Source organism: Pseudomonas sp. 210_17 TE3656, assembly GCF_054821965.1.
Genome location: NZ_JBTRBC010000001.1, coordinates 5,433,540 through 5,454,519, shown reverse-complemented (window position 1 = coordinate 5,454,519; position 20,980 = coordinate 5,433,540). Strand labels below are relative to the sequence as shown.

Below are 20,980 nucleotides of genomic sequence, written 5' to 3'. Positions count from 1 at the left end.
GTCTTTCTCATGCAGGGAGCTTAAGATTTGTGTCTTTGCTTGCCTTTGAAATTGGCACCTCAAGACTTTCATATAAATTCACCTACTCGGCATCTCTTGGAGCCATCTTGATTTTTCCGCCTTCTTAAGAGTTTCAATCGTAATTTTCTCAGTGCCGGATGAAATAGCATAAGCACCCGCAGCTTTGAGCAGGTCACAGAGGCAGCCAATAACTCCGCCTGTTTTATTGTGAATCGCACTGCTGAGTTCAGCAGAGGATAGTTTAGAAGGATATGCTAGCGGCATAATGCTCTCCCAAGTATCGAGGAAATTCAGGTACTCCGAATCACTCCGCTGCCATCTCGTCACCTCGTACTTCTCGAAGCGTCGGACGTACTGTGGATCGAACTGCAGTGCATTAAGCGCTTCAGCCACACCGAACACAAAAAAACTCAAATATGCGGGCGGGCCACACATCCCACGCAGCATTGATAAAAATGCCAATTGCTCTTGATTAGACAACTGCAGAATAGAGTCTTGGAACTCGTCCATGAAAACCGCCCTGACATCGTTTGCTAGGCAATACTCGGTGATAATCGAAATGTCGACCCCAGTTTTTCCAGGATCCAAACCCAACGCACGCATGAGTTTTTCACCCGGCCTAGGTCGCGCCCTAATATTCTTAGTGTCGCGCACAAAGTTAACATAACGAATTTTACGACACCACCCTTCATCCATTCCACGAATTGCATTGCAAATTGTAGACTTCCCATAGTTACTATCAGCAGTTACTACAAGACACGGAGCCTCCATGCACCCTCTGGGAATATGAATCATATTGTAAGCAATAGTCTTAACATTCCTCAGGTGTTCCGTGGTAATCACAACATCCTTGCGAATGAAGTCTATGCGATCCAGATCAGGCAACTCCATTGCGAAGCGACGGCTTTCTTCCAGGTGTTCGAACGGCATGAGTCATCCCTTCCAGTCTAATTTTTTACGCGTTTGATCAGCAGAAAGTGGCTTAAAGTCGGCATCATCAGGCGAACTGTCGTTTAACAGCTTCATTGACTCAGCTGCCTGATCTCTTTTCGCAGCATTCTGCCTGATTCTTTTAGTTTCTTTTACAGCACCATCGACATATTCGTGGGTTTGGAGCCGAAGCAGATGAAGGCTAGGATCAGCAAGCTCGCCCCTCCGCCGCCTGCCCGATCCTATGCGAGCCCAATACTCACTCAATGATATGGATTCTTTAGTTACATCCGAGTACGGTACTTCGTAATACTTTCCATCCAAACGGAGCCATATTTTTCCAAGATTTAGGGGGTTGTATTTGAAGATTAGCCGCTGCCCCACCCGCCTGCGGACTACCGATGAAACATAGAAATCCCCCTTGAACTCAACACCTTTGGTCTGAACAGTTCTTTGGATTGACGGAAAGAAGTCCAGCGCAAAAGTGCGAAAATCCCCAGGCATCGGCGGAACATAACTTGCTCCAAGCTTTCCAATTTCTTCATCCCACACTTCGGAAGGAGTCTTGCGAGCCAATCCCTCATGGGCCCTGCCGTGATATATTGCTACTTGATCAGCAAACCATACGCATAGCTGCTTGTATGTCAGCGCAGATTCTTTAGCGGAGTCATATTCTGCTTTAGTCAGAACATTTGAATAGGTGGTACCAGGCAGCATGTGTACCTTACCCATCAATGTACCAATTAACCTTTCGACATGTCCGCCGTAATGTTTTTTACCAATTGGCCTTAAAAGAAGATCAATATTGTAAAAACTCAAAGCTGCTTCAAAAGCGTCCGAGGTAAACTCTGCAGCGTTGTCAGCTCCTACGGCAGCTGGAGTACCCCAATAGCGGTGCATAGTACCTTTCCCGCCGCCCATCATTAATGGCTGCTCCGATTTTGGATAGCATGCAGAAAGTAACGCCATCGCAACACTCACTGCGCTCGGAGGATGCAATGCTAAGTAATACCCAAGAACAATTCTACTCTTTAGATCGATAACTACAGTCAGCCATGGTCGCATAAGAGGTTTTCCAGCCTCATCTCTAACTATCACGTCGACTTTAGTATGATCGATCTGCACCATTGACAAAATCGTTTCGACGTCTACTGATCCTGGCCTCATAACAAACTTCTGTAGCATCGGTTCGCGACCATAACGTATGGAGTAAACCGCGCGAGCACCAAATGCGTCGAGTCGTTTTTTTACTGTATTTGCGCTAGGGGGCTTTAGTCCGGTCACCACACATTTCGATTCAATGTACTCATATAGCTCAGAGAAAGTAGTGAGTTTATTGGTTTTCTTGAGATATCGAGCTATTCCCTCTTCAATGATCTGCTCATGAGTATCGCTAAGCATACGAGTGGAGGCTTTTCTACCTCGTGCACTTCTCATCAGCGAAACTGCACCTAACTCAGGGTCATACCTACCGAGGAGACGAGTCAAGGTAGGTACGGAAACTTCGATCTCAAGTAATAGCGTAGAACGTGAAATTTTTCCTGAGCGGTACCGCTCGATGCCTTCTGCGCGCTTGATTGCAACCTGCATCTCTTTCGGGTTGTTTTTTGACTGCTCAAGCCATGCAAGGCGACGCTCAGCTATGTAGTCCTCACGTGCGCCATCAATTTCTAGCAGAGCAATTTCGGTAAACGGAACGTTGAAAGTATGGTCTGCATCCAAACTTTCAAGCGTGACTGACCCATCTTGATAAGTTGCTATAACGCGGAATGATTTTTCATCATGCTTTACAAGACTTCCTTTTTTTACGAACCTCTTCATTCATAACCCCAGCAACTTAAGCTTTGCCGAAGTTAAACAAATCAAGATCCATACGTCAAAAGCCCCTGCCGCTTTAGCTCGCTCTTACCAATACTGAAATATTGACAGATAACAAAGCCCATTAAATGCCATAGCAAATATTAGGCCAGCTGCTAAGTTACTCTTGTCAAACGAGAATCTAGAGAGCGTCAATTTATATAATATAAAACAATTTATTGTATTTATTGCGAGAACAAGAGCTTAGCTAATCCAGCGCGAGAATCTATATGAAAAAAAATCAAGTTGCCTCCGGGACGACCTAGCACGCGCCTGTCGCTTCTGAGACCAACAAAAAATGATCGATTACAAATCGGTATACCCAGACCTACTGGGAAAAATACAATGATTTCATATGCTTATAAAGCATCATTTTTATGTGAGGAACCGAATCGGCTACAAGCCTTGATTTTCCTGGGCTGAGGGGTTGTTACGCTGAAAAATGATCAAAAGTTCAAACGCCGTCTTGTTAATAATCACTTTAGGATGATTAAACCGCTGAAAGCTAAGAGGTAGACTGCGTTGAGGGGATGATCTTTTTTTACTGAGCGTCACATCAGCGATGTAATCCAGGACAAACGCGAACTTTGCTCCTGGTAATTGCCAACCACGTTGGCCAGCGTCCACCGCAGCAATCTCATCAGCACTGGATCGGAAAATTACCAGCTGCTCGACTCATATGGATACCGGCTGTTGGTGAACACGTCGCGGTATCTCTCGAAGGAATCTTCCTGGCTGTCCAGGGACAAGCTACGACGAATTGCTTCGGGTATCGCATGGAACAGCGTCAACAAATCGTGCCTATCAGGGGGTTTGCGATTGGTTTTGTCAGCGCTTTGCAGATACTGATGAGCTGCGGCCAACACTGCGGCGTCGAGTTTGTAGGTCTCGCCGGATTCACCTTGATTCTGGTCAGGCACAGAAATCAGGTAATTGTGAGCGCTTTGAAGCATCCAGCTCGGGAAGTGACCCATTGCACACGCCTTTGAATGGCCATCACAGTTGGCTGGAGCCCTTGATTTACGGGGCTTGTTGCCGATTTCACGTGCCGATTATGCGTGCCCTTGAAAGATACCGTACAAACTTGGAAGATAGCGAACAAGAATGAGCTACCCTTCCTCCCAGTTATAGCTACAGTTTATAACTACACTAAATGACTATTTAGTTGAGTTATATTTGTTCGTCTGTGGCTGCGCAACTAAAAGTTGTATAGCCTACCCCTCTCGTTCCCTCTCCGCCCATTTCGCGGGCTTTGGCCGAGCCTGCGCGGCGCAGTGGTTCATAACTTCGTTGCATCAGCTTGGATCTCCCGGCAAATCAACGTCTATGCTGCCTAAGCGTATCCCGATGCTGGTGACGAATCGCGAGGTGCTAGACAATGTTACGCACGAACATGTCTGCAAGGGCGCTGTCCGGTGGGTTGCTCGATGTTTTGATTCGCGCCGGACTGATTACGGTGCTGGTGCTGTTCTGCTTCGAGATATTCCGCCCCTTCCTCAATCTGATGCTCTGGGCAGTGATCCTGGCCATTACCCTGTACCCGCTGCACAACATGCTTAAGCGCAAGCTGGGCAACAAGGACGGTCGCACCGCTACCCTGATCGTAGTTGTCGCCCTTGCCTTGCTGATGGTACCGATTTACCTGCTGGGCACTTCGATCAGTGATTCGATCGAAGGCACCCTGGCCGTGCTCAAGTCCGACAGCCTGGAAATTCCGCTGCCGAACGAAAAGATCGCCACCCTGCCCCTCATCGGCAAACCGCTCTACACCTTCTGGGTGCAGTCGGCGACCGACATGAGCAGCGTGCTGATGAAGTTGATGCCTTACATCAAGACGGTCGGCTTGACCTTGCTGGGCAAGATGGCCGGTGTCGGCGTGGGCTTTATGCTATTCATCGGCGCCCTGATCATTGCCGGTGTGCTCATGGCCTACGGCGAAAACGGCGAACGCAGCGCCATCGCTATCGCCACCCGCCTCTCCGGCCCCAAGCGCGGCCCGCGCATTATTGAACTATGCACCGCGACCATCCGCGCGGTCGCCCAGGGCGTGGTGGGTATCGCCTTTATCCAGATGCTGCTGGTGGGGGTCGGTTTTGTGCTCATGGGGGTGCCCGGTGCCGGGCTGCTGGCCATGCTCGCGTTGTTGATGGGGATCATGCAGTTGCCGGTGATTCTCGTGAGTTTGCCGGTAATCGCTTATGTCTTTGCCACTGAAGGCACCTCGCTTGCCACCATTGTGTTCACCATCTACAGCCTGATTGCCGGGATGGCCGACAACATCCTCAAGCCATTGATGCTGGGCCGCGGCGTCGATGTGCCTATGCCGGTGATCCTGATTGGCGCCTTGGGCGGTATGGTCAGCGGTGGTTTCATCGGCCTGTTCATCGGGCCGGTGGCACTGGCGGTCGCCTATCAACTGTTCTGGCAATGGGTCGAGGACCAACCGCAAATCGACGTGCTGGATGAACAACCGCGCGATGAGCAACCGCGACTTGAGACACCGAACGAGCACCCACCGGGCTGAGGAGAGTGCGCTTGATGTCGTGTCCTGCGCGCATGAGCCGGCTGCTGCTGTGTGGCGCCCTGAGTCTGGGCGGCTGTGTGCGCCTGGGCCCGGACTTCCAGTCACCGACCCAGGCCTGGGTCGAGCACTGGAACACTCAGGCCCTGGAACTTGCCAGCCAGCAACGTGTGCAACCCGATACCCGCCAGTGGTGGCAAGTATTTACCGACCCGGTGCTCGACCATCTGATCGCCGAGGCCGACGCCCATAACGCCGACCTGGAAATCGCCGGCCTGCGGGTGATGGAAGCCCGCGCGCAATTGGGCATCGCGTTAAGTAACCGCTACCCGCAATTCCAGCAGATCAGCGCCGACAGCGTCTACCTCAAGCGTCGCCAATGGGGCGGCGACAACCCGCAGGACAGCCATCTGTGGCAACACAGCGCGGGTTTCGACATCGGCTGGGAACTGGATTTCTGGGGCCGCTTCAGCCGCGCCATCGAATCGGCCGACGCCGCCTGGTTCGCTGCCCAGAGCAACTATGAAAACGTTCTGGTGCTGCTTCACGCTCAGGTGGCGCAAACGTACTACGCGTTGCGTACCGCCGAGGCGCGCCTGCTCATCGCCAAGAACAACGCCAGACTGCAGAAGCGCAGCTATGAGATCACCGAACGCCTTTTCACCAGCGGTGATAATGCCGAGCTCGATCTGCAACAGGCCAAGACCCAGTACCTGGGAACCTTGAGCACCATCCCCGATTTCGAGGCGCAGGTTGCAAGCACACGCAATGCCTTGTCCACCTTGATAGGTCGCCCGCCCGGCGCGATGCCGGAACTCCATACCAACACCGGTATGGTGCCCTTGGTCGACCGCGCCGTGCTGCAGGGGGTACCGGCTGACCTGCTGTTACGCCGCCCGGATGTTCGTACTGCAGAAGCGCAAGTCGCGGCCCAGTCAGCGCTGATCGGTGTTGCCGAGGCCGACCTTTACCCCTCCATCAGCCTGTTGGGCAGTATCGTCTGGTCCGCGAGCTCGCTGAACGGCACTTCCAACACCCTGGACCTGATCGGCGGGCCGAGCCTGCGCTGGGACGTGTTCGACCATGGCCGGATCACCAACAACGTGCGCATCCAGGATGCCCGCCTGCAACAATTGATCGTCGTCTACCAGGACAGCGTTCGCCAGGCGGCGCGTGAGGCCGACGATGCGGCGACCGGTCTGGTCAAGGCCCTGGAGCGCGACCGTATCCTCAGCGAAGCGTCGATTGCAGCCGAGCGTTCGGTATCCCTGGCCAATGCCCAGTACCGTGAAGGCTATTCGGATTTCCAGCGGGTCCTCGATGCCCAGGCTGCCCTGTTCGCCCAACAGGATAACTACCTGGTCAATCGCAACACGGCCGTCAACAGCCTGATCGCTCTGTACAAGGCCCTCGGCGGCGGTTGGTACAGTGACCGTCCGCTGCTCGATCCCGCCACCCGCCAACAGATGCAGCAACGCACCGACTGGGGCAACCTGCTCGATGAAGCGAAGGAAGGTGTCAATTGAGTGACCGCCAACAAGAGCAGGAAGTAACCGCACCGCCACCTGCGGCCGATCCGACAAAAAAAGCGCTGAATTGGGTTGCTGTGCTGATCGTCCTGAGCCTGGTCTGGTACCTGCTGGCCGACCGCTATACCCCCTACACGCAACAGGCACGGGTGCAGACATTTGTCGTTCCGGTGGCGGCAGAGGTTGCCGGCAGGGTCACCAAAGTCAACGTGCGCAACAACCAGGACGTCAAGGCCGGCGAAGTGCTGTTCGAAGTGAACCCGCAGCAATACCAAATCGCTGTCGACCGCGCGCGTGCCGACTTGCAGACCACCCGCAAGCAGATTGGCGCCAACACCGCAGGCATCGACTCCAAGCTGGCGTCCCTGAAAGCCGCCCAGGCCAACGAGGTTATGTCCCGCAAAGACCTCCAACGCCTTGAGCGCCTGTACAAGGAAGACCCTGGGACCATCTCCCTGCGCCGGCTGGAAATTTCCCGCTCCACCCTCGATGCGGCCGTCGCCAACGTCGCCGCAGCGCGGGCAGAAGTGGAACGCGCCCGCGAAACCCAAGGTGGCAGCGACGAGAAAAACGCCCAGTTGCTCAGCGCCATCGCCAATGTCGACAAGGCCGAACTGGACCTGGCCAACAGTACGGTTCGTGCCCGCTCGGCCGGCCTGGTCACCGACCTGCGCACCGATGTCGGCCAGTTCGCCGCAGCCGGGGCGCCATTGATGACCTTGATCGCCATCCACGATGTGTGGGTCACCGCCGACATGACGGAGAACAACCTGGGCAAGGTCAGGCCCGGGACCCCGGTACGCATCGTCCTGGATAGTCTTCCCGGTACGGTATTCGAAGGCCATGTGCGCAGCATCGGCTATGGCGTCAGTACCGGCCAGAGCACGCCAGCCGGGACCTTGCCCACAATACAGAACAGTCGTGACTGGCTGCGCCCGGCCCAGCGTTTCCCCGTGATCATCGAGCTTGCGCCCGGCCAGTTGGCCGACATCAGCGGCATCCGTGTCGGTGGCCAGGCCGAGGTCATGGCGTTTCCCAGCGAAGGCAACCCGCTGAACCTGCTCGGCCGGCTGTTCCTGCGCGTGATGAGCTGGATGTCGTATGCCTACTGAGCAACAAGTCCGTGCCAGGCGAGCCCTGCGCCTGGCCACTGGCACTGCGCTGTGCCTGGCCGCGAGCTTCGGCCTGGCCCTGCCAATCCCTTTCATCGCACCGATGCTGGCGCTGACGATGCTGGCGGCGATGAATCGACCACTGCCGTTCAAGGCCAGCCTGGGCCTGGCCGTGGTGCTGATGGTGACCACCGGCAGCGGTTTGCTGTTGATACCGCTGTTGCATTACTACGCGCTAACCGGCGTGATGCTGGTCGGCCTGTGCCTGTTTCTGGTGTTTCGCTATGGCATGAGTGGCGGCAACCCGCTGGTCGCCACCTTCATGGTGGTTGGCTTGACGATGATCAGCGCGGCCGGCGCTACCGAATTCGACCTGGCACTGCAGGTGATCGTATCGCTGGTCAAGGGCTTGCTCCTGGCCGTCACGGTGGTGTCGATCAGCCACTGGCTGCTCCCTGACCCGGTCGGCACCCAGCCGCCCGCCCCCACACCTGCCCTGTCGGCCGATGAAATCAACTGGCTGGCATTGCGCGCCGCGCTGGTGGTAATGCCCGCCTTCCTGTTGGCGCTGATCGATCCGGCCAGCTACATGCCGATCATCATGAAGTCGGTCAACCTCGGCCAGCAGAGCACCGCCACCAGTGCGCGCACTGCCGGGCGGGAGCTGCTCGGCTCGACCCTGCTCGGCGGCCTGATGGCGATTCTCTTCTGGTTCGCCCTGGGCCTGTTCGTCAACTTGTGGATGTTCTTCCTGTGGATGCTGCTGTTCGGGCTGGTGCTGGCCCGAAAGCTCTACGGGCTGAGCCCTGGCAACTACAAACCGGGCTTCTGGCTCAACAGCCTGACGACCATGATCATTCTGCTCGGCCAGTCGGTGCAGGACAGCGCCGCCGGCAAGGATGTCTACACCGCCTTCGCCATCCGCATGGGGCTGTTCATTCTGGTCACCCTATATGCCTGCGCGATGGTTCATCTGCTCGATAAGCGCCGGCAACGTCGAAATGCGTCCAACCCAACCGCTGAAGAGGCTCGCCCATGCTGATCAATTTTCTGGTAGGCCTACCGGTGATCGTGCTCTGTGTTGTATTGCAGGCATTGTTTCTAGCCCTGTGTGCGCGTCGCTATGTGTCGCTGCGACACAAGATGAACCTGAGCCCTACCTGGAGCGATGACGTGCGTTTGCTGTCGATGGTCATGGTGGTGATGCTCATCGGCAACTATGTGCAAATGGCGCTGTGGGCGCTGCTGTTCCTGCTGTTGGGTGAGTTCGAGGACTTCATCACCGCGTTGTACTTTTCCGGGGTGACCTTCGCCACCCTGGGTTATGGCGATGTGGTCCTGAGTCAGCAATGGCGTCTGCTCAGTCCACTGGAGGCGGCCAATGGCATTCTCATGTTCGGCGTTTCCACCGCCATCATGACCGCTGCCGTAATGGACATCATCAAACAACACACGTCTGGCGAGCATGCAAAACGGTAAAGGCTAAATTGCACTTGTCTCCACCGCCCTATCACAATCGAATCAGGTACGGCTGACGGGCAACTATTCTTAACGGGCAGTTATTTCAATTTCTCGCTTCGAGGAACCCGTCATGCCAAATCTCAGCCCCGACGAAGTCAAACAGATACTCGTCGATACCCCTCCTGGTATGTGGATCTGGCGCCTGGCCAAAATCGATCGTGAATACCTGAATCGATTGGCCGAGGTAGGCTGCAAACGCGTCTATCTGAAAGTATTCGATGACCTGCACGGCGATAGCGCCGACGACTTTTTCTGGGATTTTCAATGCACCGCTGCGGTCGTTCAGGCCTTTAACGCTAAAGGCATCAGCGTTGTCGGCTGGGGCTATCACTTCGATCAGCGCACCTCGATACCGGTCGCCGAAGAAGTAAAAGCCGTGGCCTTGGCCATGGCGTGTGGCCTGGACGGTTATATCGTCGATGTCGAGGCAGAGGTGAAATCGCCGAAAGCCAAAGCGCCCCTGGATGATTTACTCACCTCTTTACGCGAAGCTACGGCCAGCAAGTTCCTCGGGTATACGTCCTTTGGCCACCCAGGGTTTCACAGCGAGGTACCCTGGAAGCTGCTCGATAGCAAAACCGATATCGCCTTTCCGCAGATTTACTTTGAAAAGTTCAGATATGGCGCCACCGATGCGCAGGAAGTCAAAGAGGCACTGGCCGCACATAAAAGCCTCGGTCTGAAAAACCCTATCCTGCCTATCTGGGGTAGCGAAGAAGATGCCAAGCACCCCGCTACTGCGGCCACCTTGCAGAGTTTCCTGAATGCATTTCCTGGGTCTTCGATATTTCGCGCGCCAACGCAGGGCCTTGCAGGCCAGGCCTGGAACCTTGATTACTCCAGCACTGCTGCGCTGATTACCGGGCCCGACCCGGCGCCTGCGCCCGTCAGCCTGGGCGACTTCCCCGGGGAGCTGCGCAACGGCGCCAAAGGCAAGGCCGTTACAGCGCTGCAGACAGCATTGGCCGCCAAAGGCTTTGACCCCGGGAAAATCGACGGCGAGTTTGGCCCCTTGACCGAACAGGCACTCAGGCAATTTCAACGCATCAACGAATTGACCGTAGACGGCATTGCCGGCCCGGTCAGCTGGACTGCGTTGGGCGGCAGGCCACAACCCAAAGCCGCGACCGTTGTGTTTTCCAGCGGCAGCCGCGAACGCCTGGCGAGCATTGCTGAAACGGAAGCCTCGATGGGCCTGTCCTGGACCGACGCATCATCAGTAGCTGAGCGCTATCTGAAGCCGTTGCGCGCACCTATGCAAAAGCTCGGGCATATCGGCAGCAAACCGGTTTTCTACAACTGGTGCGCCGCCTTCGTGACTTACTGTGCGCGTCAGGCCGGCTATACCATCCCCGATCAGCCACCGGGCCACAAGGCAACCATGGCGCTTGTAGAAATGTGGAAGGCCTGGGCCAAAGACCAGGGGGTTTGGCACGCTGTTGACGATTTGACACCCGAACGCGGCGACATCGTTTGCTTCGAGTGGCTCGATGGTGACAAGACCCTGGACCACATTGGCATCGTGCGCCAAGGGCCGGGTAACGGCACAACCCTGCAGACCGCCGAAGGCAACCGCAACAATCAGAGCGTCAACGGTACTCGACAGATGAAAAATGTAGCGGGGATCATTCGATTGCGGCCCGAGGCCTAGAGCCGCCAGACGGTACTCCGCAGAGAAGCACCCTCAACTAGCCGGGCGTGCGCTGGGACACCGCCCGGCGCACGAACGAATCGGCGTTGCAGTGATAAGTCGGTGGCGCTGCAAACCTAGCCCTAAAACGCCTTTGGCATATGCAAAAATGCGCGCTCCACCGGTTGTAACCATCTGGTAAGTTTCCTTCCAGGTTCTACCACCGGATGGAGATGACCAGATGCTCGCAGCCTATAAAGGAACCACCTCCATCAGCCTGGTGCGAGAAGCCCTTTACGGCGCAACCCAGCGAGGTCTGGACATATCTCTTCCCTTGCAGCAGGCGCACATCGACCCGCAACTGCTCAGCTCTGCGAATGCTCGCGTGTGCGCCTCGGCGTTTTCACGGCTGTGGGTAGCCCTGTCGGACATGCTCGACGATGAATTCTTCGCAATCGACAGCCACCCGCTACGCCGCGGCAGCTTTCGGCTCATGTGCCACGCAACCATCGGTTGTGAGTCGCTGGAACAGGCCCTGCGGCGAATTCTGGCGTTCCTGCGCCTGGGGCTTGATGACCTGTACGGTGAGCTGCACCTGGACGGCGACACGGCGTCGATCATCATCCACGACCATGGCGTGGAGCGCAGGCTGTTCAGCTATGGCACCTGGCTGATTCTGGTGCATGGGCTGCTGTGCTGGCTCGGCAACCGCAGAATTCCGTTGCAGGCCCTGAGCTTCCGCTCGCCGCGTCCGGATGATGACAGCGACTACCGCATGCGCTTCTGTGAGCACATCGAGTTTGCCGCCCCGGTGACCAGGGTCTGCTTTGATGCGTGCTTTTTAAACCTCAAGGTAGCCCAGACGCCCGAGAGCCTGGCCACTTTCCTTAGAGACTCGCCGGCAAGTCTGTTGGTCAAGTACCGCAACGACGCCAGTTTGAGTGCCCAGATCAGGCAGCGGCTGCGCAACCATACGCCGGAAAACTGGCCGGCGCTGGATGAAGTGGCCAATCAGTTGAGCATGTCCAGCTCCACCCTGCAGCGGCGCTTGCAAGCTGAGGGCATCAGTTACCAGGGACTCAAGGACAACCTCAGGCGTGACATGGCCATCAACTTTCTCGGTCAGTCGGATCTGACCGTCTGCGAAGTTGCCGCCCAGGCCGGCTTTCAGGAAACCAGCGCATTTCACCGCGCTTTCAAGAAATGGACCGGCGTAAGCCCCGGCGCGTATCGCCGTTCGAGTACTGATGCGTCCAACCAGTCTCTGACTCAATCGGCAAGCTGATCCCCTTCTCCTTCTCTCCCGCTTGCCCCCTGCCCGCGTCAATGTGCCCAGATCGGTCAAACACATCGACGCCCGCGGGCATGTGCCGCACCGCCAATCGGCCCTAGGATTCGCCACAGGTTGCGCTGTGGCCCTCACCTGCCCTGGCCAGCTTGCTGACATACGACTGTGCACTTCACAAACAAAAACAACAGCGAAGGAGACACGCTATGCAATCGGTGAACATCTACGCGCTAGTGGGGGATTCGAAGTTCAATCGTTTCCATGGGCGCATCCTCTTCTGGTGCATGCTTATCCTGATCATCGACGGCTATGACCTGGCCGTGGTGGGCGCAGCACTGCCGGCGATCATGCAAGACATGAACGTCGACCCTACCAGCGCCGGGATCATGGCCGGCTCGGCACTGCTGGGTACGATGCTGGGTGCGATCTTCCTGGGCACGCTGGCTGACCGTATCGGTCGTCCGCGCATGATCGCCATTTGCGTGGCGCTGTTCAGCATTTTCACGGCGGTGGCGGGCCTGGCCGACGACCCGGTCAGTTTCAGCATTGCCCGCTTCATTGCCGGTCTCGGTATCGGCGGCGTACTGCCGGTATGTACCGCGCAGATGGGTGAGTACTCGCCACTGAAGTTGCGCACCCGCCTGATCACCCTGGTGTTTGCCGGTTACTCGGTGGGCGGCATCCTCGTGGCGTTGACCGCCAAGCAACTGATCGAGAGCTATGGCTGGCAGTGGGTGTTCTATGTCGCCGGGCTGCCGGTGCTGTTGATTCCGTTCATTCTCAAAAGCATGCCGCAATCCATTGGCTACTTGCTCAGGAACGGCCGTCAGGACGAATTGCGTGAGATCGTCGGCAAGATCGAGCCAGGCCATGCGGTTACCGATACGCTGGTGGTCACCGGCAATGTCGCCGTGCAAAACACTCAGGCAACCCCGGTTCGCGACCTGTTCAAGCAAGGGCGCGGGTTCAGCACAGTAATGATCTGGACCGCGTTCATGACCGGTCTGTTCATGGTGTATGCCCTCAACTCCTGGCTCACCAAACTCATGGCAATGGCCGGTTTCAGCCTCGGCTCGGCGCTCAACTTCGTCATCGTGTTCAACCTCGGTTCGATTGCCGGGGCCATGGTCGGCGGCTGGCTGAGCGACAAGCTGAGCATCAAGCATGTGCTGGTGTGCTTCTACATCACCGGTGCCATCGCCCTCACCCTCCTCGGTTACACCCGCGATACCACGGCACTGTTCGCGGTGGTGTTCCTGGTCGGCGCCTCGACCCTGGGCACGCAACTGCTGGCCTACGCCTATGCCGGTGACTTCTATCCGTCCGAGATCCGTTCCACCGGCGTCGGCTTCGCCTCCGGCGTGGGTCGCATCGGCGCCATTGTCGCCCCGGTACTGATTGGCTGGCTGGTCTCGTTGAGCCTGCCGCTGCAGCAAAACTTCATGGCCATCAGCCTGGCAGGCCTGATCGGTGCCCTGGCGGTCACCCTGATCAACCAGTCCCGGGCGCAATCGACCCAAGAGAAGAAGGCCCTCGCGCTTTCGCGCTGAACCCATGCTTTGACGCCAGACGCTGCCAGCAGGAACGAACATGAACCGATTATCGCCACCGCCAGCTTCCGCGCAGCTTGTGAGCCACGCAGTTGACTGGGCCATCACCACGCGACGCAGTATCAGGGCATTTCTTCCCACACCGGTGGCGCAGGAGGACATCGAGGCCATCCTCGATGTCGCACGCTTCAGTGCCACCGGGGTGAACATGCAGCCTTGGCATGTGCATGTGCTGACCGGCGAAGTGAAGGCGCGTCTGTCGCGCGCCATCACCCGCATCGACAACGATCCCGCGTCCGCGGCAAACCATGCAGACCCATACGCCTACTATCCGCACCAATGGAAGGCGCCCTACCTCGAGCGCCGACGGGCAGTGGGCTGGGCGCTCTACGGGTTGCTGGGGATCGACAAGAACGACAGGCCGCGTATGCATGCACAGCACGGTCGCAACTATCGGTTCTTCGACGCGCCGGTGGGCTTGCTGTTCACCATCGACCGCAGCCTTGGTGAGGGCAGCCTGCTCGATTACGGCATGTTCCTGCAAAGCGTGATGGTCGCTGCGCGCGGCCGCGGCCTGCATACCTGCCCGCAAGCCTCATTCCTCAAATACCACACCCTCATCGCGGAGCAATTGGGGATTGCGCCTGAACAGATGCTGGTGTGTGGCATGAGCCTCGGTTACGCGGACCCTGCCAGCATCGAAAACACCTTGGTGACCGGTCGGGAGCCGGTCAGTGCGTTCGCAACCTTTCATCCCTGATCACAACAACAAAAATAAAAGGTGCCTGTAATGTCGAAACACCCAGTGAAGCTGCTGCTCGCCACCGCTGTCGCCGCTCAAGCCCCGATGGTCATGGCGGACTTTGTAAAGGATGCCAAGGCAAGCCTTGAGCTGCGCAACTTCTACTACAACCGCGACTTTCGCAACGACGACGCACGCCAGAACAAGCGCGACGAATGGGGTCAGGGTTTCATCCTCAACCTGCAGTCGGGTTTTACCGAAGGCACGGTCGGCTTTGGTGTCGATGCCCTCGGCCTGCTCGGGGTAAAGCTCGACTCAAGCCCCGATCGTACCGGCTCGGGCCTGCTGGCCTACGACTCGGAGCGCAATGTTGAAGACGCCTACAGCAAGATGACACTGACCGCCAAAGCCCGCCTGGCGAAAAGCGAACTGCGCATCGGCGGTATCAACCCGGTTATGCCCCTGCTTGCAAGCAATAACAGCCGCCTGCTGCCGCAGGTGTTTCGCGGCGGCCTGCTGGTCTCCAACGACTTTGCGCCCGTGACTTTCTCGGCGCTGCGGGTAAACGCGGTCAAGCAACGCAACTCCACCGACTTCGAATCGCTGACCGCCACCGGCTACGCCCCGGTGGAGGCCGATCACTACTCTTACCTGGCATTCGACTACAAAGCACTGCCGACGCTGACCCTGAGCTATCACGTGGCCGAGCTTGAGGACCTGTACCGTACCAACTTTTTCGGTATGAAATTGAACCAGCCGTTGTCGACCGGCGCGGTGATCGCCGATGTGCGCCTGTTCGATGCCAACGAGACCGGTGACAAGGGCGTGGGTGAAGTCGACAACCGCACCCTCACCAGTTACCTGGCCTACAGCCTCAAGGGGCATACCCTTGGCGGCGGCTACCAGAAAGCCTGGGGCGATACGCCGTTTGCATTCGTCAACGGCACCGATACCTACATTTTCGCTGAATCGCTGGTGAGTACCTTCACCGCCGCCAATGAGCGCGTCTGGTACGCCCGCTACGACTTCGACTTCGCTGCGGTGGGCGTTCCCGGGCTGACCTTGGGGGTCAAATACGCCAAGGGTGAAGACGTCGACCCGACGATGGTCAAAACCGCACAAGCCGCAGGGCTTCGGGCCACCGGTGAATCGGGCGAGGAATGGGAACGCATGACCGACATCACTTATGTGGTCCAGGGCGGGCCGGTGAAGGGACTGGCAGTGCAGTGGCGCAACTCCACCAACCGCTCCACGTATGCCGACAGTGCCAACGAGAACCGGCTGATTCTGCGTTACACCTTCAACTACTAGAATCCCGCTGGCAGGGTCATCGCGGGCCTGGCCCGCGATTCGGTACTTGGGGCACCTTCGAGTGATGCTTCGCACATGTTACTTTCATTATGAAATTAACGGCGCGATAGTATGATCGCACTCTCCATCGACAGCGATCAGGTGAGCCCCGATGAAAAGAGCCAGCTTTCAACCCATGCCGTGCCCGATCGCCCATGCCCTTGAGTGCATTGGTGACGGCTGGAGCCTGCTGATCCTGCGCGATGCTTTCTATGGTCTGCGGCGGTTCGACGAGTTTCTCTACAGCCTGGGGATCGCCTCAAGCACCCTCACCCGCCGCCTGAACGATCTGGTGGCAGCCGGTTTGCTTGAACGCCACCCTTACCAGGACAACCCGCCACGCCATGAGTACCACCTCACCGAAGCAGGCCGGGACTTGCGACCGGTAATCCTCACCCTGATGAGTTGGGGCGCTCGCCACACCAGCGGTTCAGACAAGGTTGCGTTGATAGACCAAAGCACCGGCAAACCCGTGGCGCTGGCGTTGACGGATGCCAATACCGGCAAGCCCATTACCCGTGAAGAGCACCAGCTACAGGTGGCGGAAAACGCCGATGAGTTGACTCAATGGCGTTTGCGCACCGGCCAGTCTTACCGCCAGGCCGATGCGCAAGCCCATCTCATTGCCGATTAGGGTTCGCGAGCATCAGCTTAGCGCGTATGAATTCCCGCCAGCAGCCATGGACTCTCCTGAGCCGGCAGCGCCCTGCTGCGGTTCCGTGCCCATTGGGTCAATGCCACCATCGACGCAAATCCGAGCACGATCAACACCGGATGCGCCATCAGCAACTCGCTGAGCGAATATTTCCAGGCCAGTGGACGACCGACACCCAGCATCGCGGCATACAGCCAGGACACGCCCGACAGCGCTCCGGAGAACAAGGCAAACATCCGCACACCGATCTGCAAATCAAGTAGCGATCCGGCTTTCAGCAATGCAGGCAATATATAGCGATGCAACAACATGCCGTTGAACGTCAGCAACAAGACAATAATGACTTTGGCTTGAAGTTTCGGATTGGCAAAATAGTTAATACCTTTTTCAAGGTAATCAATACCTATCAGTGCGGCGCCGCTAATCCACAAGAATATCAACGCACTGGCAACAGACTTCTGCAGACTCGTCATATGATCGTTATCGTGGCCCGTCGATACATGACCTTTCAATAAGCCCTTGACCATCGCAGCATCGCTGGCAAACACCAGGCCGATGGCGACGCAACAGGCTATCAGATGGACATAAACAACCGCCAACCGCAAAAGCTCCATGGATTCTTTCTGCCCGAACAGGCTAATAATTGTATTGATCTCCACGACGACTTCTCCACTTAATACGTTAGTGCCAGATGACCTTGCAACAGGCGTACGAACGACCTGATCGCAACTACAGGATCAAACTCACTTGAACAAACTGAATCAGTAAACCGGTACTTCAAGAATGCAGCGACTCGCCCAGCGAGCCATAGATGAGGGCATAGCGTTTCTCCAGGCTTCAGGTAAAAAAAATCCCCACGTGCATTCCATACGATGCAGATGAGGATGAACGTCCATTTTTTACGAGGGAGTGCACGGCGTGATCACTGAGGACCGGCCTGCTGGAAAATAAGAGAGCTGTATTGTCCGATCGTTCATTTTTAAGGAAGAACCACCGACGGGCGGTCCCGTATTCAATACCTATGGATACTTGCGGCTTTCGCTGAAACCTACAAGGCCTACAGATGCAGCTCCTGCATGCTGATCTCGCGCATGCGAAACTTCTGGACCTTGCCGGTGACCGTCATCGGAAATTGCTCCACAAAACGAAAATACCGCGGCACTTTGAAATGCGCGATGCGTGCCCTGGCCCAGTCGCGCAATTGCTCTTCACCCGGGTTCTGGCCAGGGTGCAGGCGGATCCAGGCGACAATCTCTTCACCGTATCGCGCGCACGGAATGCCGATCACCTGTACCTCGGCTACCGCCGGATGGGTTGCGAAGAACTCCTCCAGCTCGCGCGGATAGATATTCTCTCCGCCGCGAATGATCATGTCCTTGCTGCGTCCGACAATGCGCACATAGCCCTGCTCATCCATCGACGCCAGGTCCCCGGTGTGCATCCAGCCCTGCTCATCAATGCTTTCAGCGCTGGCCGCCGGATTGTTCCAGTAACCGAGCATGACGCTGTAGCCTCGCGTGCACAGCTCACCGATTTCGCCACGTGGTACACACTGCCCGGCGCTGTCGATGATTTTGCTTTGCAGGTGCGGCTGGGTGCGGCCAACGGTGGTCACGCGCAGTTCGAGGTCATCGTCAGGCCCTGTCTGCAATGAAACCGGGCTGGTCTCGGTCATGCCGTAGGCGATCTGCACCTCGCTCATGTGCATTTCATCGATTACCCGGCGCATGACTTCGATGGGACAGTTGGCGCCGGCCATGATGCCGGTGCGCAGGCTCGAGAGGTCGAAGGTGTCGCGCTGCGGATGGTCGAGCTCGGCAATGAACATGGTCGGCACCCCATACAGCGCGGTTGCCCGCTCCTCGGCCACCGCACGCAGGGTGGTCAGGGGATCGAAAGCATCCCCGGGGTAAATCAACGTCGAGCCATGGGTCAGGCAGCCAAGGTTGGCCATGACCATGCCAAAACAATGGTAGAGCGGCACCGGTACCACCAGGCGGTCGTGCTCGGTCAGGCCGAGGCTCTCACCGACCATGTAGCCGTTGTTGAGGATGTTGTAATGGCTGAGGGTCGCGCCTTTGGGAAAGCCGGTGGTGCCCGAGGTGTACTGGATATTGATCGGCTCGGCGTAGTGCAGGCTGGCCTGGCGCGCCGCCAGCGCCGCAGCGCTGACCTCCCCGGCTCGCGCCTGCAGCGCCTGCCAGGCGAGAAAGCCCGCTGGTGGGTTGTCAGCCAGGCTGACCACCCCACGCAGCTCAGGAAAACGCTCGCTGGCCAGTTCCCCAGGCGCGCTCGCGGCAAGCTCAGGCACCAGCTCCAGCAACATGGCGTGGTAGTCGGAGGTTTTGAAGGCATCGGCACAGACGATCCAGCGGCAGCCCGACTGGCTCAATGCGTAAGCCAGTTCGTTACTGCGGTAGGCCGGGTTGATGTTGACGAGGATGGCGCCGATTTTTGCACTGGCAAACTGGGTGATGCACCACTGCGCGCAGTTGGGCGCCCAGATACCCAGGCGGTCACCGCGTTCAAGCCCCAGGGCCATCAGCGCGCGAGCCTGGCGCTCGACCGCATCCGCCAGGGTCCGCCAGCTGTAGCGCAGCCCTTGGTGGCGGACCACCAGCGCTTCGCGCTCGGCAAAGCGCGACACGCTGAGGTCGAAGGCGTCCCCGATACACATTTGCAGCAGCTTGGTGTCCAGCTGCCCTTGGGTTTGGCTCAACGCGTTCATGGTGTTCTCTTGTTCTTGTTGTTCCGGGATTCAACGCCGCGCTGCCTAGCAGCGCGGCGGCCTTGCCTACCTGACGAACACCTGGGTGGTGGTGATCGACATGTCGCCACCTGGCAGCTTGATGTTCTTGACCTTCTCCAGGCTCTGCGGATCGAACACCGCGATATCGTTGAAGGTGCCGGCAAGGTAGAGCTTGCTGCCCTGCTTGTTGAAGGCCACGCAGTAGTAAGTGTGGTCGAGGTTGGCCGCCTTGATCAGCTTGCGCTCCTTGATGTCATAGCGCGCCAGGCGGTTGAGCACCCCGTACATCTGGTTCGGGTCCTTTGGTGAACGCAGGCCGGTGAAGTACAGCTCGGTCAGCGAAGCGAACTCCTGGTAGCTGCTTTTACCACTCTTGAGATCGATGCTCAGGTAGCCATACATCGGCTCAGCCGTGGCCAGGTCCTGCTTATCGTCCTTGAAGCGTGACACGGTGTAGAGCATGGTGAAGTCATGCTGTGCGGTCTGGTGTGGCCAGAAGTACAGCACGTCCGGGGCGCTAAAACCCGGACGCTGCCAGTTGCGCAGTGGCAGCGCGACGTCATATTTGCCGGTGTTCACATCCATCTTGTAAATATCGGGGCCGGCGACAAACAGGCTGCCGTCATCCGCTGCGCGCATCAGGAAGACCTGGCGCGGCATGGGAAAGCTGCGCACCGGCTTGGCGGCCAGCCCGTCTGCGGTACGGAATACCTCCAGGCGCGGCGGTTTGACCACGTAGTGGTCATTCAGGCGCTGGGTCGGATTGACCGTGGCGTAGACCTCCTTACCATCCGGACTGATGGCGAAGGAAAACATCGAACGCCCCAGCTCGCCCGGGGTGTTCGACAAGTTGGCGTGGAACACCGTCTTGCAGGTATCCAGGTCAATGCCGTAGAGATCCCCGAAATGGTTGTTGAGCAAGTACGCGGTGCGATTGTCCGGCGCCATCATCGCCGTGCCGGGGCCAAAGGCGTCCGGCAGCTTGCAGCTCTTGTAGAGCTCATCGCTGGCCAGGTCGACCACGTGCAGGTTGTTTGGGTAGTTGGTCGCGATCATGTACTCATGACCCGCCTTCAGCGCAGGCCCGCTGCTGTCGGTGGCCCAAGCGGCGAAGGTGCTGGCACAGGCGGCGACGGTGAACGCCAGCTTGGCGAAAACTCCAGGTTTCATGCGGTTTCCCCTTGTTGTTCTTGTTGGCCGGTCACTTGTCTTTTGGAAACACAGTGCCGAGGTTGCGCCAATCGTCTTGGGAGTTGCTGGCCTGGGCGTTCCAGTCCTGGTAGGTGCTCATCATGTCGGGCACCTGGGCTGGCCACCAGCAAGGGTCCGAGCAGCCGTAGAGGTCGGCTTCCATTGGCTGGCACAGCGAGCTGACGCCACCAAATGCATCCACCTCCCAGCCCGGGTCAGTGGTGGCGGTGCAACCGGCGACCGCACTCATGGCCACGACTTCCTCGACCCGGTCCTGGGCGACCGCTTGCTCAAGAATTTGCGCTTTGTTGTTCAGCGGCTTGAGATGTTTCAT

18 protein-coding genes are annotated in these 20,980 nt (G+C 57.5%); 11 read left to right on the top strand and 7 right to left on the bottom strand.

The features are described 5' to 3' along the window. Window positions 1-78 precede the first annotated feature (78 nt). The 3 genes from ACVI9W_RS24980 to ACVI9W_RS24970 all read right to left on the bottom strand — a co-directional run bounded on the left by ACVI9W_RS24980 (window position 79) and on the right by ACVI9W_RS24970 (window position 3,782). Window positions 79-951, bottom strand: coding sequence for a TniB family NTP-binding protein (locus tag ACVI9W_RS24980; protein WP_461531637.1), 873 nt, complete (start codon window positions 949-951; stop codon window positions 79-81). 3 nt (window positions 952-954) lie between these two features. Further along, window positions 955-2,772: a transposase gene (locus tag ACVI9W_RS24975; protein ID WP_461531636.1), complete on the bottom strand. Its 1,818-nt coding sequence runs from the start codon at window positions 2,770-2,772 to the stop codon at window positions 955-957. 695 nt (window positions 2,773-3,467) lie between these two features. After that, window positions 3,468-3,782, bottom strand: a complete 315-nt coding sequence (locus tag ACVI9W_RS24970) for a hypothetical protein (protein ID WP_461531635.1) — start codon at window positions 3,780-3,782, stop codon at window positions 3,468-3,470. A gap of 404 nt (window positions 3,783-4,186) precedes the next feature. Here ACVI9W_RS24970 and ACVI9W_RS24965 point away from each other — a divergent pair, with 404 nt between their 5' ends. The 11 genes from ACVI9W_RS24965 (at window position 4,187) to ACVI9W_RS24915 (ending at window position 16,685) form a co-directional block, all read left to right on the top strand. Beyond that, the gene (locus ACVI9W_RS24965; RefSeq protein ID WP_461531634.1) at window positions 4,187-5,332 is read left to right on the top strand and encodes an AI-2E family transporter; all 1,146 of its coding nucleotides are present in this window, start codon (window positions 4,187-4,189) and stop codon (window positions 5,330-5,332) included. A 14-nt stretch (window positions 5,333-5,346) separates the two neighbouring features. Next, window positions 5,347-6,855 (top strand): efflux transporter outer membrane subunit, encoded by a 1,509-nt coding sequence (locus ACVI9W_RS24960; protein ID WP_461531633.1) that lies wholly within the window; start codon window positions 5,347-5,349, stop codon window positions 6,853-6,855. Then, entirely contained in the window at window positions 6,852-7,970 is a 1,119-nt protein-coding gene (locus ACVI9W_RS24955; RefSeq protein WP_461531632.1) for an HlyD family secretion protein, read from the top strand. Before ACVI9W_RS24960 ends, ACVI9W_RS24955 begins: the two co-directional genes overlap by 4 nt. Beyond that, window positions 7,960-9,012, top strand: coding sequence for a DUF2955 domain-containing protein (locus ACVI9W_RS24950; protein ID WP_461531631.1), 1,053 nt, complete (start codon window positions 7,960-7,962; stop codon window positions 9,010-9,012). The genes ACVI9W_RS24955 and ACVI9W_RS24950 overlap by 11 nt, the downstream gene beginning before the upstream one ends. Continuing rightward, window positions 9,006-9,449: a potassium channel family protein gene (locus ACVI9W_RS24945; protein ID WP_461531630.1), complete on the top strand. Its 444-nt coding sequence runs from the start codon at window positions 9,006-9,008 to the stop codon at window positions 9,447-9,449. The genes ACVI9W_RS24950 and ACVI9W_RS24945 overlap by 7 nt, the downstream gene beginning before the upstream one ends. A 112-nt stretch (window positions 9,450-9,561) precedes the next feature. After that, window positions 9,562-11,142, top strand: coding sequence for a peptidoglycan-binding protein (locus tag ACVI9W_RS24940; protein WP_461531629.1), 1,581 nt, complete (start codon window positions 9,562-9,564; stop codon window positions 11,140-11,142). Between the two features lie 220 nt (window positions 11,143-11,362). Beyond that, on the top strand, window positions 11,363-12,406 hold the full coding sequence (locus tag ACVI9W_RS24935) for an AraC family transcriptional regulator (protein ID WP_422414901.1): 1,044 nt from the start codon (window positions 11,363-11,365) through the stop codon (window positions 12,404-12,406). 209 nt (window positions 12,407-12,615) lie between these two features. Next, window positions 12,616-13,959, top strand: coding sequence for an MFS transporter (locus ACVI9W_RS24930; RefSeq protein ID WP_461531628.1), 1,344 nt, complete (start codon window positions 12,616-12,618; stop codon window positions 13,957-13,959). Between the two features lie 40 nt (window positions 13,960-13,999). Beyond that, window positions 14,000-14,719: a nitroreductase gene (locus tag ACVI9W_RS24925; protein ID WP_342622145.1), complete on the top strand. Its 720-nt coding sequence runs from the start codon at window positions 14,000-14,002 to the stop codon at window positions 14,717-14,719. 30 nt (window positions 14,720-14,749) lie between these two features. Continuing rightward, complete coding sequence (locus ACVI9W_RS24920) at window positions 14,750-16,012, top strand: OprD family porin (RefSeq protein ID WP_461531627.1); 1,263 nt, start codon at window positions 14,750-14,752, stop codon at window positions 16,010-16,012. Window positions 16,013-16,163: 151 nt separating this feature from the next. After that, window positions 16,164-16,685 carry a winged helix-turn-helix transcriptional regulator gene (locus ACVI9W_RS24915; RefSeq protein WP_461531626.1) on the top strand — a complete coding sequence of 174 codons (522 nt, stop codon included), beginning with the start codon at window positions 16,164-16,166 and terminating at the stop codon, window positions 16,683-16,685. A gap of 17 nt (window positions 16,686-16,702) precedes the next feature. Here the strand turns inward: ACVI9W_RS24915 and ACVI9W_RS24910 are convergent, their stop codons facing one another. The 4 genes from ACVI9W_RS24910 to qhpC all read right to left on the bottom strand — a co-directional run bounded on the left by ACVI9W_RS24910 (window position 16,703) and on the right by qhpC (window position 20,980). Beyond that, window positions 16,703-17,320, bottom strand: coding sequence for a hypothetical protein (locus ACVI9W_RS24910; protein ID WP_461531870.1), 618 nt, complete (start codon window positions 17,318-17,320; stop codon window positions 16,703-16,705). A gap of 443 nt (window positions 17,321-17,763) precedes the next feature. After that, on the bottom strand, window positions 17,764-19,434 hold the full coding sequence (locus tag ACVI9W_RS24905) for an AMP-binding protein (protein ID WP_461531625.1): 1,671 nt from the start codon (window positions 19,432-19,434) through the stop codon (window positions 17,764-17,766). Between the two features lie 66 nt (window positions 19,435-19,500). Further along, window positions 19,501-20,625, bottom strand: coding sequence for a quinohemoprotein amine dehydrogenase subunit beta (peaD, locus tag ACVI9W_RS24900; RefSeq protein ID WP_461531624.1), 1,125 nt, complete (start codon window positions 20,623-20,625; stop codon window positions 19,501-19,503). A 31-nt stretch (window positions 20,626-20,656) separates the two neighbouring features. Then, complete coding sequence (qhpC, locus tag ACVI9W_RS24895; protein ID WP_038610709.1) at window positions 20,657-20,980, bottom strand: quinohemoprotein amine dehydrogenase subunit gamma; 324 nt, start codon at window positions 20,978-20,980, stop codon at window positions 20,657-20,659.

What these genes read in the sequence shown, in the direction of transcription:
- ACVI9W_RS24925 (WP_342622145.1), top strand. Translation starts at nt 14,000, where the DNA reads ATGAACCGATTATCGCCACCGCCAGCTTCCGCGCAGCTTGTGAGCCAC.
- ACVI9W_RS24935 (WP_422414901.1), top strand. Translation starts at nt 11,363, where the DNA reads ATGCTCGCAGCCTATAAAGGAACCACCTCCATCAGCCTGGTGCGAGAA.
- ACVI9W_RS24930 (WP_461531628.1), top strand. Translation starts at nt 12,616, where the DNA reads ATGCAATCGGTGAACATCTACGCGCTAGTGGGGGATTCGAAGTTCAAT.
- ACVI9W_RS24950 (WP_461531631.1), top strand. Translation starts at nt 7,960, where the DNA reads ATGCCTACTGAGCAACAAGTCCGTGCCAGGCGAGCCCTGCGCCTGGCC.
- peaD (WP_461531624.1), bottom strand. Translation starts at nt 20,625, where the DNA reads ATGAAACCTGGAGTTTTCGCCAAGCTGGCGTTCACCGTCGCCGCCTGT.
- ACVI9W_RS24970 (WP_461531635.1), bottom strand. Translation starts at nt 3,782, where the DNA reads ATGGGTCACTTCCCGAGCTGGATGCTTCAAAGCGCTCACAATTACCTG.
- ACVI9W_RS24960 (WP_461531633.1), top strand. Translation starts at nt 5,347, where the DNA reads ATGTCGTGTCCTGCGCGCATGAGCCGGCTGCTGCTGTGTGGCGCCCTG.
- ACVI9W_RS24965 (WP_461531634.1), top strand. Translation starts at nt 4,187, where the DNA reads ATGTTACGCACGAACATGTCTGCAAGGGCGCTGTCCGGTGGGTTGCTC.
- ACVI9W_RS24920 (WP_461531627.1), top strand. Translation starts at nt 14,750, where the DNA reads ATGTCGAAACACCCAGTGAAGCTGCTGCTCGCCACCGCTGTCGCCGCT.
- ACVI9W_RS24975 (WP_461531636.1), bottom strand. Translation starts at nt 2,772, where the DNA reads ATGAAGAGGTTCGTAAAAAAAGGAAGTCTTGTAAAGCATGATGAAAAA.
- ACVI9W_RS24940 (WP_461531629.1), top strand. Translation starts at nt 9,562, where the DNA reads ATGCCAAATCTCAGCCCCGACGAAGTCAAACAGATACTCGTCGATACC.
- qhpC (WP_038610709.1), bottom strand. Translation starts at nt 20,980, where the DNA reads ATGAAACATCTCAAGCCGCTGAACAACAAAGCGCAAATTCTTGAGCAA.
- ACVI9W_RS24915 (WP_461531626.1), top strand. Translation starts at nt 16,164, where the DNA reads ATGAAAAGAGCCAGCTTTCAACCCATGCCGTGCCCGATCGCCCATGCC.
- ACVI9W_RS24945 (WP_461531630.1), top strand. Translation starts at nt 9,006, where the DNA reads ATGCTGATCAATTTTCTGGTAGGCCTACCGGTGATCGTGCTCTGTGTT.
- ACVI9W_RS24910 (WP_461531870.1), bottom strand. Translation starts at nt 17,320, where the DNA reads ATGGAGCTTTTGCGGTTGGCGGTTGTTTATGTCCATCTGATAGCCTGT.
- ACVI9W_RS24905 (WP_461531625.1), bottom strand. Translation starts at nt 19,434, where the DNA reads ATGAACGCGTTGAGCCAAACCCAAGGGCAGCTGGACACCAAGCTGCTG.
- ACVI9W_RS24980 (WP_461531637.1), bottom strand. Translation starts at nt 951, where the DNA reads ATGCCGTTCGAACACCTGGAAGAAAGCCGTCGCTTCGCAATGGAGTTG.